Genomic DNA, 16,325 nt, shown 5'->3' on the forward strand with positions numbered 1-16,325 from the left:
CTTTATTTATTAAACCTCTATTCACTGAAAACGCCAAGGTAATTAAGTAAGACCAGAAAAGCACCTGATAAACCTGAAAGCGTGATTAGCCAATAAAAAATACAGCCTAATACTTGATCAAATTTAGTGGTATTTTCATATAACACAGTTGCATTTGCATATAGGAACGAAAACTTACTATTTTCTACTTTTTCTGCCCAAGAACGGGGGAATGCAAAGGCTTGTGCGACATTAATAATATCCCAGCCGCTAACATACTCGACTCCGAGTAGATCTTTGGTTTTAGGGTTCTTTCGTAATTTACGTACAGTGATTTGACCGAATAAAACATACAAAATACATGAAAAAAACACAAAAATAGCAACAAAGCCTAGTAATTGAGAAAACATACTCATAAATCACTTACCACCTTAATTATAGCGTCATACCAGTCGCCACTATTGTTTTTTACTGCACTATTCATTCCTATTGAGGCAGCCGCAGCTGTACCTGCCACAGCCAAACCGCCGACAATTAAACCAACCCAGCCCACTGGAGTTGCCACCATCAAAAAGGTTAATGCTGCACCGCCAGCATTGACAACGCCGATACCAGTAGCTGCACTTAAAGCAAAACTACTTGATTCAATAAACATCTCTCGCTCCCAATTAGCGCCTGCTTTGTAACTATTATGAATATTGCCAACTCGACCACCAAAGTCGATAACAGTCAGTCCATTCCCCAAAACTTTGGCATATTTAGTGAGTTTCACAATATTATCTGCTTGTACTGGATTGATTAGGTCTAGTTTAGCTACACTTCGGCTGCTTCTAGCAATATTAGCTCCTCTTTTAAAGTTGGTCATAGGGTTCCCACGAGTTGACTTAATTTGGCTAGTTATTGCCTTAACTTCTAACCTAAATTTACGTTGCATTTTGTCAAAAGCAATCTTTGCCTTTTGTTTTGCAGCTGCTTTGGTGGGGGAATTTGCCATTGAAGCATGACGATATTCCATTAGTGCTGTTTGATAGTCTTTCACCGCACCAACAAAGTCACCAATTCTGTTGGCGTAAACACTTGTTGATGCCCCCATTAAGCCAACATTAAATTCTTTTAACTTTGCAGTAATAGCGGCAAGGGCTATCAGATTATCACCGCCAAAAGATAAAGATAAATCTGTAAGGTTCTTTGTAGTTGCAGGATTAGACAACTTTGCTAAAGTTGTGGCACCAAAAGTAGAACGCCCCTTTTTCAATAAATAGGGTTTGTTCGCTATAATCATCTCTGGGTTTGGGCATGTGAGAGATAAAGCTTGGGCAATATCAATACCACACTCATTTTTAAATGCACTGCCGCTTAAGTTTCGTTTACATAGAATTATTTCATTCATTCTTTTAAGTTCCTTTTAAAAATTAAATTGTTCTCTAACGTCGATTCAGAGGTTTAACAACAAGTAAGTATCTCTTGTTGAAGTTAATATATAAATAGCCTATTTGATTGAGCAGCTAAACATAGCCGATAGGATTTGTTTTTTTGAGGTATTACAGAGACAGGAAAGATTGGAAAGAAAAACTGAATTTTCAATAGCTTCCTTACTATGTTTACTCATATTAACTAGGATAGTTTACTACACAATGCTTTTATTTCAATGCATAATTAATCACTTAGTAGTCTAGCCGTGAGGATATGGAGTGATAGAAGCCAGTAAAGCTTTTTTAAAAGAGGTTTTCGGTGAAAGCGTTATTAAACGCTGTATTTTTTGTCCTGCAGGTATTTAGGTAAACGGCAAACTACAACACGGGACAATTTTCAATTCGCCTACCAGAAAAACTAAATACCCGTAGGCGAACTTGATTGAGCTTTAATTAATTGTTGGCGTGAGATGTAAAAAATACCCTTTGCCGGCAAAGGTTAGCTGGTAAGTGCTTTCATTAGCGCTGCCACTAACGGTATGCTTTTCTAACAGGCCTTTGTCAATTAACAGGGTTAACATATTGCTAGATAACTTGGTTAATTTCGCTTTAGCAGTAATTTCCATTTTAGTGGCTACCCCTTTAAGCGAATACAAGGCTTTAATAACCGCGGCTTCAGCTTCAGAAATTGACGGCAGTTGGCCAATATAAGGCGGATATTGGTCGTTAATATGTTTACCATGAATACTGCGATAAGACGCTTGTATCGCTTGAATGTCATCGTCTTTATCACCGGTTAGTTTAAAGGTATGAAACACGCCCGTTTCTTTACTGAGGTAATCTACCTTGGCAAGAAAAATAGGTAGCTCACACCCTTGTGCAACATGGTAGAAACCAGTTTTCCATTTTTTAACTGCACCACGAGTACCTTCAGGAGTAAACAAGAAAAATACACGATTGCCTTTTTGCGAATCAATAAACGCTGTTATTTGCTCTACTTGGCCTTGCCCTTTTGAGCTTCGATCAATCGGCATAGCACCTAACCACATTAATAACGAGCCTAAAACAGGTACTTTGCACAAGCTGTCTTTAATTGAAAAATAAATTTTTACATCCTGTATTACGGCCGCGCCAAGGGCATAAATAAAATCCCAGTTAGAGGTATGTGGTGCTGCAATAGCAACGCCTGCGCCTTCGGGGGGATGTTTGCAGACCTTCCAACCTGCTAATTTAAACCAAAGGGTAAAAAATGATTTTAAAAAGTATTTGGTAAATAATCCGTCAAAAATAGTACGTTCGCGAATAGTGAGATTTTTTTTAGTCATGAGTCACATCGATAAAAGATGTATTGATAAGATATGCTTAATTATAGCATAACAATAGTGCCAAGCTACCTAATCGAAATCAAAGATGGCTCACAGCAGTAGGCGAAAATATTATTGTAATAGATTGCCAGTAAGGTTGAATTTATAATAAATAGCACCATATTTATTTGCCTTATCCTTGACTGTTGTTATTAATTGCCCTTAAAGGAAAATCATGACCCAAGCATTAAAAACTAACGCGGTAAATACTGATGCATCACCCACATATGCATTGGAAATAACCGCACTAGCAAAAACCTACAAAGGCGGCTTTCAAGCGCTAAAAGGTATTGATTTAACAGTAAAACAAGGTGATTTTTTTGCTTTGTTAGGTCCTAATGGCGCTGGAAAATCCACCACTATTGGCGTGATCACTTCCTTGGTCAATAAAAGCCAAGGTCAAGTGAAAGTGTATGGTTATGACATTGATACTGATTTAGAAAAAGCAAAATCTTTTATTGGCTTAGTGCCACAAGAGTTTAACTTTAACCAGTTTGAACCTTTGACGAATATTTTAGTGAATCAGGCCGGGTATTATGGCGTGCCAAAGAAAATAGCCCTAGAGCGTGCTGAAAAATATTTAAAACAACTGGAATTGTGGGATAAGCGAAATGCCCCTGCACGTGAGCTTTCTGGCGGCATGAAGCGTCGTTTAATGATCGCTCGTGCCTTAATGCATGAACCACAAATGCTGATCTTAGATGAGCCAACCGCTGGCGTTGATATTGAAATTCGTCGTGGCATGTGGGATTTTTTACGTGATTTAAATAACCAAGGTATTACCATTATTTTAACCACTCACTACTTAGAAGAAGCAGAAACCTTATGTCGCAATATTGGTATCATTGACGGTGGGAAAATTGTTGAAAATACCAGTATGAAAGGCTTACTCGCACAGCTAGATGGTGAAACATTTGTTTTAGATTTATCGCCTACTCAACATCAAATTAGTCTTGAGGGTATAAGCTATAGAGTGCTTGACGATCATACGTTAGAGGTAGATCTACAAAAATCACAAAGCTTAAACTCAGTGTTTGTACAGTTATCAGAGCAAGGAATTAATGTGTTAAGTATGCGCAACAAAAGTAATCGATTAGAAGCGCTATTTGTCAATCTAATCTCGAACAATGAATCGAAAAAAGAGGCTAGCTAATTATGAATAACTCCATTGCCTTGAAAAGTATTTTAAATAAAGAAGTTCAACGTTTTCTGCGTATTTGGGTACAAACATTAGTGCCTCCAGCGATTACCATTAGTTTATATTTTGTTATTTTTGGCTCACTTATTGGTTCCCGTATTGGCGAAATGGGTGGCTTTGATTATATGTCGTTTATCGTGCCCGGATTAATCATGATGAGTGTTATCACTAATTCATACTCTAATGTCGCCTCGTCATTTTTTAGCGCTAAATGGCAACGCAATGTTGAAGAAATGTTGGTGGCACCTGTGCCTAATTGGGTGATTGTTGCCGGATATGTTGGCGGCGGTATGGCACGTGGTATGTTAGTCGGGCTAATTGTGACTATAGTCTCTTTATTTTTTGTTGATATTCAAATACACAATGTATGGATAATTATTGCAACAGTGTCATTAACCTCTGCTACGTTCGCTTTGGGTGGTTTAATTAATGCAATTTTTGCTGGGAGTTTTGATGATATTTCTATAATTCCTACTTTTGTTTTAACGCCGTTAACCTACCTTGGCGGCGTGTTCTATTCTATTAGTTTATTGCCTGAATTTTGGCAAGGTGTTTCGCAAATCAACCCGATTGTCTATATGGTAAATGCCTTTCGCTATGGTTTTTTGGGTATATCAGACGTTAATATCACCGTTGCCTTTGCCGTAATAGGTGTATTTATTGTTACTTTATTTACCATTGCGATGACGTTAATTAGCAAAGGTATAGGGCTGAGAAGTTAATATGGATAGCAACAATATGACAGGCGATTCAAAAGCTATTGTCACTAACCAAACAGGCATTCATGAAAAGCTTGATGAAGTGGTGCAAAAACATTTAGCACACCCTTTTCAAAAGCCGTATCAAGCCCACACAGAGCAAGCGTTTGAGGAAATGGATGCGTTTGTTCAAGCCTTTTTAACAAACAATTCTGCGGGGGAAATTATTTTAGATGCCTGTTGCGGCGTCGGACAAAGCACGCGGATTTTGGCACAACAAAATCCACAAGCGTTGGTGATTGGTGTTGATAAATCGGCACATAGAATCAGTCGTAATGTTGAAGGCTTCTCATTAGAAGACGGTTATCAGGCAAATAACTACCATTTAGTGCGCGCTGATCTTAATGACTTCTATCGCTTAGTTAAAGCAGCGAATTGGCCGGTGAGTAAACATTATATTTTGTATCCTAATCCTTGGCCTAAGTCCAAGCATTTACAGCGCCGTTGGCATGGTAGTGCAGTATTTCCGCAAATGACGAGTATTGGTAATACCCTTATTTTGCGTAGTAATTGGCTCTTGTATTTACAAGAGTTTCAACAAGCGGCTAAACAAGTGGCATTGCATGGCAACATTAGCCAAGTGAATAGCCACGATGAAGTATCTACTCAGCCGCCATTAACGCCTTTTGAAGCTAAATATCAAACCAGTGGCCAAGTGTGCTGGCAGTTAATACTGAATCGTTAATGTGTATAAAAGCACTATTTTATAGCGATTTTCACCACTTAAGGATTTCTGAAGAAACCTTATAAAACACTAATTTCTTTTAAATCAGTATATTAGTGTTTTGGCACAACTGTTGATTACTAATTAGCATAATCGTTATGTTAAAAGGAAAAATCATGAAAACGGTGAAAAATAAAATATTGGTATTAATCATTGCATTGATGACCTGTACACAGGCGGGTTTGATTTACGCGAGCTCACTGGTTAATTAGTATCAATAACCAAGTGAATAATCACTATCATCAGGCTTTAGACTGAAAATAGAAGACATTTGCCGCGTTTTTTATTAAAGTGCCACACATATTGGTTATTACTTAGTGGTTATTAATACTGGCTATGACGCAGAGCAAACGTACAGCACAAGCAACAAATGAATCTTTGCACCGAATTTTTACTGTGGCTGAAGCGCCTGATTCAACCTTAGGAGTAATAGAGAAAGAAATGTCGCAAAACTTAGCGGGATTTCTTAATAATCATATTGTTGCTAGTAAAAATGCACTAACAGATATCGAGCAAGATTTTGTTTGCCCGCGTATTCCAGAACAACCTGAGTTTGTTTCTGATCATATCCATCATTTATTAGATAAACTGGTCGCGCAGTCTGTTCATACTGCTAGTCCAAGCTTTATTGGCCATATGACCTCTGCGTTACCTTCTTTTATTCTGCCTTTATCTAAGTTGATGGTTGGCTTAAATCAAAACTTGGTAAAAGTCGAAACATCTAAAGCCTTTACGCCATTAGAACGGCAAGTGCTTGGCATGATGCATAACTTGGTCTACTTACAAGATGAACATTTTTATCAGGCTTGGATGCACTCTGCTGAGCATTCTTTAGGGGCTTTTTGCTCGGGTGGTACCGTCGCTAACATCACCGCCCTTTGGGTTGCCCGTAATAAATTATTGAAAGCGGATGGTAACTTTAAAGGTATTACCCGTTCAGGCTTATTTTCAGCGCTACAACACTATGGCTATCAAGGCTTGGTTATTCTTGTGTCAGAGCGTGGTCACTATTCGTTAAAAAAATCCGCGGATATTCTCGGCATAGGTCAAGACAGCGTGATCGCCATTGAAACGGATGAAAATAATAAAATTGATTGTCAAAAATTGGCACAAAAGTGCCAACAGTTGAGTGAACAAAATATTAAAGTGTTATCTATTGTTGGTGTTGCTGGTACAACCGAAACAGGTAATATTGATCCTTTAGATAAAATGGCTGACATTGCAGCGCAATACGACTGTCACTTTCACGTAGATGCCGCTTGGGGAGGAGCAACATTACTCTCGAACAAACACCGTCATTTACTGTCAGGTATTGAACGCGCAGACTCAGTCACTATAGATGCTCATAAACAAATGTATGTTCCTATGGGGGCGGGCGTGGTTTTATTTAAAGACCCTTCGTCAGTGGCAGATATAGAACATCATGCAGAGTACATTTTACGTAATGGCTCAAAAGATTTAGGTAGCCATACCCTAGAAGGCTCTCGTCCTGGGATGGCAATGTTGGTCTATGCGAGTTTGCATATTATTAGCCGACCCGGTTATGAAATGTTGATTAACCAAGCCATCGAAAAAGCAGAATATTTTGCAGATATTATCAATCAACATCAAGATTTTGAGCTAATTACCAAACCAGAGTTGTGTTTGTTAACGTATCGTTACGTACCCAAGTCGGTGCAGAAATTTCTTGCACAACACAGTACAACGACTCAACAGCAAGCTGATATTAATTTATTGCTTGGTAAATTAACTAAATTTATTCAAAAACGCCAACGTGAAGATGGGCGCTCGTTTGTGTCACGTACCCGCATAGAGGTTGCGCACTATGGCGGGGAAAAAGTGATTGTCTTTAGAGTTGTGCTGGCTAACCCGCTAACCAGTAAGCAAAATTTACAGGATATTTTGGCTGAGCAATGCCTATTAGCCCAAGAAAGCGAGAATTTTTTACCGCAGTTACTTGCTCTAGCAGAAGGTTAGCGTGTTTAAGGATGATAAAAATGGCAAGTTTCGAGTGTTTGTTAGCCAAACTTTCTCTGACTCGCCATGTATTCATTGAGTGTTATTACAAACTCACTGGCAAGTTATCAATTAACCTTGCTTTACCTAAGTAGGCAGCCGCTAAAATAACAATATCTTTATCATTTGGGGTGACGGGTGCGAGCGTTTTAGCATGACATAAATTGATGTAATCAGTTTTTAATCCAGCACGGTCAATTTGTTCACACGCTTGCATTACTAACGCGGCATAATCTCTAGGTTGATGGCTTTTACGTAACTCAGCACTTAGCCATTGCAACGTTTTATATAAAGCGGGAGCAATCGCTAATTCTTCAGGAGTTAAATAGCCATTGCGTGAACTCATTGCTAACCCTGATGTTTCACGGACAATTTCAACTGGAACAATGTCAACGGGCATAGATAAATCTTCAACCATGGTTTGTATAACCTGAAGCTGTTGATAATCTTTTGAGCCAAAACACGCCACATCAGGTTGAACCAAGTTGAATAATTTACAAACAACTGTGGCAACACCGCGGAAATGACCCGGACGACTAGCGCCGCAATATAAATTTGAAATGTTAGGCACTTCAACATAGCTATTTTCACCAAAGCCTTTGGGGTAAATAGTTTCTGCTGTTGGGGTAAACAATAAGTCAGTGTTTACTTTAATCAAGCTCGCTTTATCTTGCGCTAGCGTTCTTGGATAATTGTCAATATCTTCACTTAAACCAAACTGCATTGGATTAACAAAAATACTGACAATGACTTTATCTGCATACCGGTGGGCGGCATTAACTAACGCTAAGTGACCGTCATGTAAATTGCCCATGGTTGGTACAAATGCTATGGTTAACCCTTGCATGCGCCATGCTTTAACTTGGGCGCGTAAATCGTTTATATTTTCTACTGTGTTCATCTTTATCTCGTGAAACTGTGTATGCCACTGATACTGCTTCTAACTCAAAGGCGTTTTCGAGCGCGCTACCATAAAGTAGTGAGTTAGAGGCGTTGTGAGTAGCTAAGCCTTTTTATGCTTGGTTTGGTGTATTATGAAATTAGTAACTCGCACGTGCTAACTGTCTATTTAAAAATATGCTCTTCACCGGGAAAATTACCCTTGGTAACTTCGCTGATATACAGCTCAATGGCTTTTTTAATATCGCCCGTTTCTTTGATGAAATTTCGTGAGAATTTTGGCATATAGCTACAAGAGATACCTAAGGCATCGTGCATTACCAGTATTTGTCCGTCAGTATCCTTGCCCGCACCAATACCAATGGTTGGAATGGTTATGGCTTCAGAGATCGCTTTTCCCAGGGGTGCAGGGATGCATTCTAATACCAGCAATTGTGCGCCTGCCGCTTCTAACGCTTGCGCGTCTTTTATCATTTGTTGTGCTTGTTCATCTTGTCGACCTTGTACCTTAAAGCCGCCAAACACATTAACAGATTGCGGAGTTAACCCTAAATGGGCACACACTGGTATGCCACGTTCAACCAGTGATTTAATGGTATCAACCAACCAAGCACCGCCTTCCATTTTAACCATGCTTGCACCTGCCTGCATTAACTTAGCGGCATTTGTCATTGCTTGTTCGGTGGTGGCATAGCTCATAAATGGCATATCGCCAATGATTAACGTATTTTCAACACCTCGTTTAACACACTGAGTGTGATAAACCATATGATCAATAGATACTGGTAGGGTGTCGTCTTGGCCCTGCAATACCATACCTAATGAGTCGCCAATTAAAATAGCGTGAATACCTGCTTGATCAAAAAGCTGGGCGAAGCTTGCATCATAAGCGGTAATTGTAGAGATTTTTTCCCCTTGTTGTTTCATTTTTAACAAGGTTGATGTGGTTATTTTAGCCATAGAGTTCTCAATACTTGGTTGAGTTAATTTATTGTTTGCGTATAGATTTGAATTTAGGTTTGAGTAATTACTCAGTTGCACTACTTTCGCACAAATAGTTTTTCACTGCAATATTGAGCAAACTATCTCTCGCTTTAATTGAGCTTTACCATCGCATTTTTTTCAATATTTTGGCTCAATAGTTTTACACTGGTGCCATTGGGTAATGTGAGCTGGGGGGAAATTTCTGCTAATGGCACTAGCACAAACTCTCGTTCACACATACCGTAATGTGGGATCGTTAGCCGTGGTGAATCGATAACTTCATCGCCAAAAAGAATAATGTCGAGATCTAAAATACGTGCACCCCAGCGGTTATCTTTGCGAACCCTTCCCGCAGTATGTTCAATGGCTTGTAAAGCATCAAGTAATTCAATGGCCGTTAGCGAGGTCTCTAAAGCAAGAACTGCATTAATATAGTCGTCTTGATCTTGCGGGCCCATAGGTTTGCTAAGATACAAGGAAGACACCGCGCTAATGTGGCTTTGGGGCAGTTTAGCTATTACTTCAATAGCGGCTTTAACTTGTTCAATAGGCTTAGATAAATTGCTGCCTAAGCCTATATATGCAGTGGTTTTGGATATGTGCATCGCAAGTGTTACTTAGCAGCAGTTGACGGTGCTGGTTTACGGCGTTTTCTCGGAGTACGACGTCGACTGTTCGGCGCGCTTTTTATTCCTCTGACCATTTGTAGTTGGGCATCTTGAGAAACATTTTGAAAATCAGTCCACCACTTTGCTAGCTCTGCTAATTGGTCATTGTCAGTCTCAATTTCGCTGCGCAATAGTAAAAAGTCGTAACCAGCTCTAAATTTAGGGTGCTCAAACGTTTTAAATGCTTTTTTACCTTCACGGCGTACTAATTTTTCTTGCAAAATCCATATGTCTTTCATCACACCTTGAAAGCGCTTAGGTATAGCAATGCTTCGTTGTTGCTCTGGCATTACTTCACTTAACGCAGCAAAAAAAGCATCCTGGGGCGACATTTGATTGTGCAGATTAATCTGCTTAATATAATTTTGTAACGGATACCAAAGCATGGCGGCAAATAAGAATGCAGGGGTAACACGTTGTTCATTATTGATGCGCTTGTCTGTGTTGGTCATGGCTTGAATAATAAAGCGTTCAAGCAAATCATCACCACCTGGCTCACTTTTTTGTGCAAGATTAAGTGTAGGTAACTTTTGGTCAACTGCTGGAAAGAAATAACCGAAAAGGTTGTATTTACGCAGTTGATGGTAGTTCGCAACAGCCTTGCCAGAGATAAACATTTTCAAAAACTCTTCAAACATGCGTGCAGCAGGAATATTAGCCATTAAAGGCGATAAATCTTTAATAGGTTTAGAGGTTTCTGGTGCCATTTGCATATCAAGTTTAGTGGCAAAACGAATTGCGCGCAGCATGCGCACTGGATCTTCACGATAGCGCGTTTCAGGATCACCAATTAACCGAATAATTTTATTGTTTACATCACTAACGCCATTGGCAAAATCGAGTACTTTAAAGTCTTTAGACGAGTAATACAGAGCATTGATGGTAAAATCTCGACGCTGGGCATCCTCTTCAATACTGCCATAAATATTATCGCGCAGTAGCATGCCGTGCTCGCTTTGTTTTGAGGTTTTCTTATCTTGTGTGCCTTGTTCATCGTGGTGACCACGGAAGGTAGCGACCTCTATAATTTCACGCCCAAAAACAATATGAGCTAAACGAAAGCGCCTACCAATTAAGCGGCAGTTTCGAAATAAGCCTTTTATTTCGTCAGGCGTAGCATTGGTGGCAATATCAAAATCTTTTGGCTTTAATCCTAATAAAATATCGCGCACGCCACCGCCAACTAGGTAAGCATCGAAGCCGCTTTTATTTAAACGGTATAAAACTTTAAGCGCACTTTGACTAATTAATTGCCGAGATACTGGATGTTGATCGCGACTAAGTTCTATCGGCTGATCAAGAGTGGTGGCATGACTAGAGGTTTGATTATTTTTACTGGTATTTTTAGTAAAAACTTTTTTACATAAATCGATAACGCGTTTGATAATCGCTGGCCTTATAATAAGTGTCGGGGGTGGTTGAATCGGTATTTGTACTAGTTAACTCATTATTTGTTAAGGTTAACGTTATAAATAGTTGCTGATAATGATATAACAAATTGTAAAAAAAGAGAACGAAAAAGCATCTCTTTTTCTGGGGGCACTGTTAAATACTCGATGAGCTATTATTATAGAATGGCGATATGAACTTCGATTTCATTGCCATTGGGGTAGAATTCGAAGTCGATTGAAAAACGCCTTTTATATTCCGTATTTGTTTGTGAAAAATAATGCCAAACCTCGGTCCAAGCATCGATAGCAATTTGAGGCATATCACCTTTATGCGAAAATACAAGATATTTACCTTCTGGGATCGTTATTGACTCAAGTTGTGATTGGGATGAGGAATCATTACCGTCAAAACCTGCAAGTACAGTAAATTTCCCTGTGTGATCAGATTCATAATCAGAATACACGCCATATATTCTTTCACCATTTTTATAATCAACCGGTACAGTTTTATCGAAGGTTTGCCATAATTTAGCAATCTGCCCTGTTTGGGGATCCATTTCAGTGGCATTATCCGTTCTGATGCTGAACCCACTGATTGTTATTGTTTTTGAAATAAAGCGTACTTCCATTTCAATATTCTCCGCGTTTATTAGATAGTGACTAGTTGTCGTTAATCACGATAACACAAATGTGATTATTTAATTCCAACAGGTATAAACCATACCATCATTTACCAAGGTAAAACTTCACCATTGGAATGTTTAAATACGCCAGAGTCAGCTAGGGTTAAACCGTCCATTAAACCAATTAGTCTTTCTGCGGCAACATGGGCGCTGATATCACCATTACTGGTCTGCCCGGCATTATTAACCATATCTGTTTGTACATAGCCTGGGTGATATATGCCGACGGAAATCTTTGTTGGCTGTAAATCTTTTGCTAGTGACACCGCGCCACTATTAAGGGCTGCTTTTGACATTCTATAACCATAACGGCCACCTGAATCGTTGTCTGCAATAGAGCCCATTCGTGAGGTGATAAAAGCAATTTTGCTATCCGTGTTAAGGTTTTCTAGTAAAGCTTGTGTTAGTGACAAGGGCGCTAAGGCATTAACCATAAACTGTTCAGTTATCGTGCTAGTGTTGAATTGTTGTAAGTTTTCATCTCGTAGAATACCGGCATTATTAATTAATAGATCTATCGGGCAATGGGCCAATGTTGATTTAGCATGAGCAATACCATCATTAGTCGCTATATCTATATTTTCGACAACATTAACACCTAAAGCATCTAGCTGGGGTGAGCTTTGTCTGCACAGCGCATAAACTGTGTCGCCTCGTTGTTGAAAAATTTTTGCCATAGCAAAACCAATACCACGGTTGGCTCCAGTAATTACAATAGTTTGAGACATGAGTATTCCTTCATAAAGTGGGGGTTATTATTTGGGTCTAGCAATAGTAAAAGGTGTATTAATAGTGGCATATTCACCACCGCCTAAACGAGCTAGAGGGTTGATTCGGTTAGCGTGAACGGTAATGCGTTGTTTCTCATCTAAATCTGCAACAGTATCACTAATATAGGCCTGTTTAACTTCAACAAAAATTAAACTTTGGGGTACATCACCGAGTGCTTTTATTTCGTATAACTCACAACCATAAGCAATATCGCATTGCGCTAATCGCGGTAAAGAAAAGCCCTCAAATTCAGTGGTGATAATGTTATTTTTGGTCAGCTCTGATTCACCATGTGCTAATGTTTGCGATGTATTTGTTACTAAGTCGGCGTGACACTCAGAAGCAATATGAATGACCATTTTTTTATTGTTAATAATATTAACTAAAGTATCTTTATCTTCGCCATTAGGTTTTTTACCTACCGATAGCATAAGTAGCGGCGGAGCACTGGCAACTGCGGTAAAATATGAAAATGGCGCTAAATTATAAGTGCCATTATTAGAATCTGTTAATGCCCAAGCAATTGGGCGAGGAATAATGGTTTGCGTCATCAAATGATAGCGTTGGTTAGCGGAAAAATCTGAAAAATTTAAAATCATATGTGTGCTTATTGCGAAGAAAAAGTTTTGGTTATCTTGGCATACTCGTTTGTTAAATGAAAATACTCTAGGCAATAGTTATTTCTTTAACGGGAGAAACTTTTTCTCTTGACCAATGCTCAACCGCCCAATCAATAATATCTCCAACATCTTCATACACTAATTCTGGCGCTGGCGCTTGGCCTAAGAAATTAAGCGCAGCAATAAGGCTTGGTTGTGGATGGTTTTTATCTATAGCGGGAGCTTTATTTTGTTTACTGAGTTTATATCCCTGATCGGTTATTGCTAAGGGGATATGGCCATATTGGGGGGCAGGGCAATTTAGTGTTGCAAATAATGTTAATTGTCTAGCGGTTGGCTCAAGTAGATCACAGCCACGAATAACATGGCTAATATTTTGGAAAATATCATCATGCACCACGGCAAGTTGATAAGCAAATAGCCCGTCTTTACGGTGTATGATAAAATCTTCTGCTGCTAAAGCAAGATCACATTGTACACGTCCTTGAAAAATATCGTTAAATTGATGTAACCCATGTTGATTGACTAGCCTAGCAGCACTATCTTGTTTAGGTTGGTTTAAAGAACGACAATGTCCTTGGTATATACCACCAATTTGTTTTATTTCATTGCGTGTGCAACGACAATAGTAACTTAAATGTTGCTGTCGTAACTCATTAAGCATTTCTCTATATCGTTTTGCTTGCTGACTTTGATAGAGAACTTGCTCATCCCAATGTAAACCAAAGGCCTCTAGAGTAGATAAAATCGAAGCGCTTGCACCAACCTGTTCTCTTGGCGGGTCAATATCTTCAATACGTACTAACCACTTACCTTGAAGCCCTTGAGAGTCAGTAGTTGATTTTGCATCACAGTAGCTAGCTAACGCGGTGATTAAGGAACCAAAATGAAGTAAGCCTGAAGGGGAGGGGGCAAAACGACCACGATAACTATCTTTAGATAATAATGGTGATCGCTCAATCGGTAAATTATTGTTCGAAGTCATTACCAATGCAATGACTTAACCAGCCATTTGACGTTCTTTAATTTCTGCTAAAGTCTTACATTCAATACAAAGATCAGCGGTTGGTCTAGCTTCTAATCGGCGTATACCAATTTCTATACCGCAAGAATTGCAAAAACCAAAATCATCTTCTTCAATCAACTGTAAGGTTTTCTCAATTTTCTTGATAAGCTTGCGCTCACGATCTCGTGTACGTAATTCTAAACTAAACTCTTCTTCCTGCGCGGCTCGGTCAACTGGGTCTGGAAAGTTAGCCGCTTCGTCTTGCATGTGCGTTACGGTGCGATCCACTTCTTCACGAAGTTGTACACGCCATGCATCAAGAATTTTTTTGAAGTGTTCTTTTTGTGGTTCACCCATGTATTCTTCATCAGCTTTACCTTGGTATGGCGCTACGCCCGCTAATGCTAAAATACCTAATGCTTTATTTTTACTTGCTGGCATGTTGAATCTCCTAATACTATAAAGACCAAGGGTTATACCTTAACCTGTTAGCCTTAATTGTAATTGCCAATACTATTAATAATAGCCCTTTTCCTCAGTAATTGCATAAACTACTAGGGTTCGACTTCAGGACTATATTGTATCACTGATGGTAAAAATCAATGTTTCCAATGAATAAATTTAGAAATAAAAAATAACTACTTAGATATCAGTTTGTTAATAATGATTAAAATGATACAAAATCAGCTTTTATTTCTATCTTGTTAAAACAGGCAGCTTTTGTAGCAAGTTTTGTTAGGGTTAGTCAATCATTATATCTTTTGTTAATCACAATAATTAATTATCACACCAAATCTATAACATCTTACTCACTTTAATTACATCACACTATATAAGTAGAACAAGAGAACAAAACTATATAAGGAAAATAAGCCAAACAAATAGTAGTTAGTTATAGTCTTAGGTTTTAGTATCGGGTTTATTTTTTACACTGTTCAATATTTAGTTAATTAAACTACCACTTTATTTTTAGTGGTGGTATAATCTCGCGCCCGGTAACTTTGAGTGGTTAGCTTTTTGCTGAAGTTCTAAGGGATGGGAAGTCTTTTTAAGGCAGTGACGGGTCAATTTCTGGCCTTGAATTTTAATTTATCTTTTTGTATTACTTCGTTTTTTTTAGAAGGTTAAAAGATAACAGCGGAGCAAAAATCAATGATCCAAATGCAATCACAGCTGAATGTTGCTGATAACAGTGGCGCTAAGCGTGTTCAATGTATAAAGGTTCTTGGTGGCTCGCACCGTCGCTATGCACGCATTGGAGACATCATCAAAGTTGCCGTGAAGGAAGCAAGTCCTCGCGGTAAAGTAAAAAAAGGTGATGTTCATACTGCGGTAGTGGTGCGCACTAAGAAAGGTGTTCGTCGTACAGATGGTTCTGCCATCCGTTTTGATGAAAACGCGGCTGTAATGCTTAATGCAAGCTTACAACCAATTGGTACTCGTATTTTTGGGCCAGTGACACGTGAACTTCGTAATGAGAAATTTATGAAGATCGTATCATTAGCACCAGAAGTACTATAAGGAGTCACGATAATGGCATCTAAGATTCGTCGTGATGATGAAGTAATCGTACTTGCAGGCAAAGACAAGGGTAAAACTGGTAAAGTTACTAAAGTTCTTGTTGAAAGCGGCAAAGTATACGTAGAAGGCGTTAATTTAATCAAAAAGCACACTAAGCCTGTACCTCAGTTACAGCAGCCTGGTGGCATTGTTGAAAAAGAAGCACCTTTGCAGGTATCTAACGTAGCTATCCTTAACCCTAAATCGGGTAAGGCTGACCGCGTTGGTTTTAGAATTGAAGACGGCAAAAAAGTTCGTTTCTTCAAATCTGATAACGAATTAATTTAATTG

General features: G+C 38.9%; 18 protein-coding genes. 6 read left to right on the forward strand and 12 right to left on the reverse strand.

The window, feature by feature from the left end; translation table 11 throughout:
* Positions 1 to 17 precede the first annotated feature (17 nt).
* The 3 genes from ABXG98_RS06755 to ABXG98_RS06765 all read right to left on the reverse strand — a co-directional run bounded on the left by ABXG98_RS06755 (position 18) and on the right by ABXG98_RS06765 (position 2,716).
* Positions 18 to 395 (reverse strand): hypothetical protein, encoded by a 378-nt coding sequence (locus ABXG98_RS06755; protein ID WP_353537931.1) that lies wholly within the window; start codon positions 393 to 395, stop codon positions 18 to 20.
* Positions 392 to 1,369, reverse strand: a complete 978-nt coding sequence (locus tag ABXG98_RS06760) for a hypothetical protein (protein WP_353537932.1) — start codon at positions 1,367 to 1,369, stop codon at positions 392 to 394. The genes ABXG98_RS06755 and ABXG98_RS06760 overlap by 4 nt, the downstream gene beginning before the upstream one ends.
* A 471-nt stretch (positions 1,370 to 1,840) precedes the next feature.
* Positions 1,841 to 2,716, reverse strand: a complete 876-nt coding sequence (locus ABXG98_RS06765) for a 1-acyl-sn-glycerol-3-phosphate acyltransferase (protein ID WP_353537933.1) — start codon at positions 2,714 to 2,716, stop codon at positions 1,841 to 1,843.
* Positions 2,717 to 2,930: 214 nt separating this feature from the next.
* Between ABXG98_RS06765 and ABXG98_RS06770 the strand changes: the two genes are divergently transcribed.
* From ABXG98_RS06770 to panP, 4 genes are all read left to right on the forward strand, one after another.
* Entirely contained in the window at positions 2,931 to 3,908 is a 978-nt protein-coding gene (locus ABXG98_RS06770) for an ABC transporter ATP-binding protein (RefSeq protein ID WP_353537934.1), read from the forward strand.
* A gap of 2 nt (positions 3,909 to 3,910) precedes the next feature.
* Positions 3,911 to 4,675: an ABC transporter permease gene (locus tag ABXG98_RS06775; RefSeq protein ID WP_353537935.1), complete on the forward strand. Its 765-nt coding sequence runs from the start codon at positions 3,911 to 3,913 to the stop codon at positions 4,673 to 4,675.
* A 1-nt stretch (position 4,676) separates the two neighbouring features.
* On the forward strand, positions 4,677 to 5,396 hold the full coding sequence (trmB, locus tag ABXG98_RS06780) for a tRNA (guanine(46)-N(7))-methyltransferase TrmB (RefSeq protein ID WP_353537936.1): 720 nt from the start codon (positions 4,677 to 4,679) through the stop codon (positions 5,394 to 5,396).
* Positions 5,397 to 5,771: 375 nt separating this feature from the next.
* Entirely contained in the window at positions 5,772 to 7,412 is a 1,641-nt protein-coding gene (gene panP / locus ABXG98_RS06785; protein WP_353537937.1) for a pyridoxal-dependent aspartate 1-decarboxylase PanP, read from the forward strand.
* A gap of 85 nt (positions 7,413 to 7,497) precedes the next feature.
* Here panP and panC read toward each other — a convergent pair whose 3' ends face one another.
* The 9 genes from panC to dksA all read right to left on the reverse strand — a co-directional run bounded on the left by panC (position 7,498) and on the right by dksA (position 14,915).
* The gene (gene panC / locus ABXG98_RS06790; protein ID WP_353537938.1) at positions 7,498 to 8,352 is read right to left on the reverse strand and encodes a pantoate--beta-alanine ligase; all 855 of its coding nucleotides are present in this window, start codon (positions 8,350 to 8,352) and stop codon (positions 7,498 to 7,500) included.
* A gap of 164 nt (positions 8,353 to 8,516) precedes the next feature.
* The gene (gene panB, locus ABXG98_RS06795; protein ID WP_353537939.1) at positions 8,517 to 9,311 is read right to left on the reverse strand and encodes a 3-methyl-2-oxobutanoate hydroxymethyltransferase; all 795 of its coding nucleotides are present in this window, start codon (positions 9,309 to 9,311) and stop codon (positions 8,517 to 8,519) included.
* A gap of 134 nt (positions 9,312 to 9,445) precedes the next feature.
* The gene (gene folK / locus ABXG98_RS06800) at positions 9,446 to 9,940 is read right to left on the reverse strand and encodes a 2-amino-4-hydroxy-6-hydroxymethyldihydropteridine diphosphokinase (RefSeq protein WP_353537940.1); all 495 of its coding nucleotides are present in this window, start codon (positions 9,938 to 9,940) and stop codon (positions 9,446 to 9,448) included.
* Between the two features lie 8 nt (positions 9,941 to 9,948).
* Positions 9,949 to 11,433, reverse strand: coding sequence for a polynucleotide adenylyltransferase PcnB (gene pcnB / locus ABXG98_RS06805; RefSeq protein ID WP_353538003.1), 1,485 nt, complete (start codon positions 11,431 to 11,433; stop codon positions 9,949 to 9,951).
* A 137-nt stretch (positions 11,434 to 11,570) separates the two neighbouring features.
* Positions 11,571 to 12,023, reverse strand: coding sequence for a GyrI-like domain-containing protein (locus ABXG98_RS06810; RefSeq protein ID WP_353537941.1), 453 nt, complete (start codon positions 12,021 to 12,023; stop codon positions 11,571 to 11,573).
* Positions 12,024 to 12,124: 101 nt separating this feature from the next.
* A complete protein-coding gene (locus ABXG98_RS06815; RefSeq protein ID WP_353537942.1) occupies positions 12,125 to 12,805 on the reverse strand; it encodes an SDR family oxidoreductase in 681 nt (226 codons plus the stop codon).
* 27 nt (positions 12,806 to 12,832) lie between these two features.
* A complete protein-coding gene (locus ABXG98_RS06820) occupies positions 12,833 to 13,447 on the reverse strand; it encodes a flavin reductase family protein (protein WP_353537943.1) in 615 nt (204 codons plus the stop codon).
* Between the two features lie 67 nt (positions 13,448 to 13,514).
* On the reverse strand, positions 13,515 to 14,453 hold the full coding sequence (gene gluQRS / locus ABXG98_RS06825; RefSeq protein WP_353537944.1) for a tRNA glutamyl-Q(34) synthetase GluQRS: 939 nt from the start codon (positions 14,451 to 14,453) through the stop codon (positions 13,515 to 13,517).
* 15 nt (positions 14,454 to 14,468) lie between these two features.
* The gene (gene dksA, locus ABXG98_RS06830; RefSeq protein WP_353537945.1) at positions 14,469 to 14,915 is read right to left on the reverse strand and encodes an RNA polymerase-binding protein DksA; all 447 of its coding nucleotides are present in this window, start codon (positions 14,913 to 14,915) and stop codon (positions 14,469 to 14,471) included.
* A gap of 711 nt (positions 14,916 to 15,626) precedes the next feature.
* Between dksA and rplN the strand changes: the two genes are divergently transcribed.
* Together rplN and rplX are read left to right on the forward strand one after the other, a co-directional pair.
* Positions 15,627 to 15,995: a 50S ribosomal protein L14 gene (rplN, locus tag ABXG98_RS06835; protein ID WP_159817695.1), complete on the forward strand. Its 369-nt coding sequence runs from the start codon at positions 15,627 to 15,629 to the stop codon at positions 15,993 to 15,995.
* A 12-nt stretch (positions 15,996 to 16,007) separates the two neighbouring features.
* Positions 16,008 to 16,322, forward strand: coding sequence for a 50S ribosomal protein L24 (gene rplX / locus ABXG98_RS06840; RefSeq protein WP_353537946.1), 315 nt, complete (start codon positions 16,008 to 16,010; stop codon positions 16,320 to 16,322).
* Positions 16,323 to 16,325 lie beyond the last annotated feature (3 nt).

The organism is Colwellia sp. KU-HH00111 (genome assembly GCF_040362745.1).
Taxonomy (GTDB): domain Bacteria; phylum Pseudomonadota; class Gammaproteobacteria; order Enterobacterales; family Alteromonadaceae; genus Colwellia.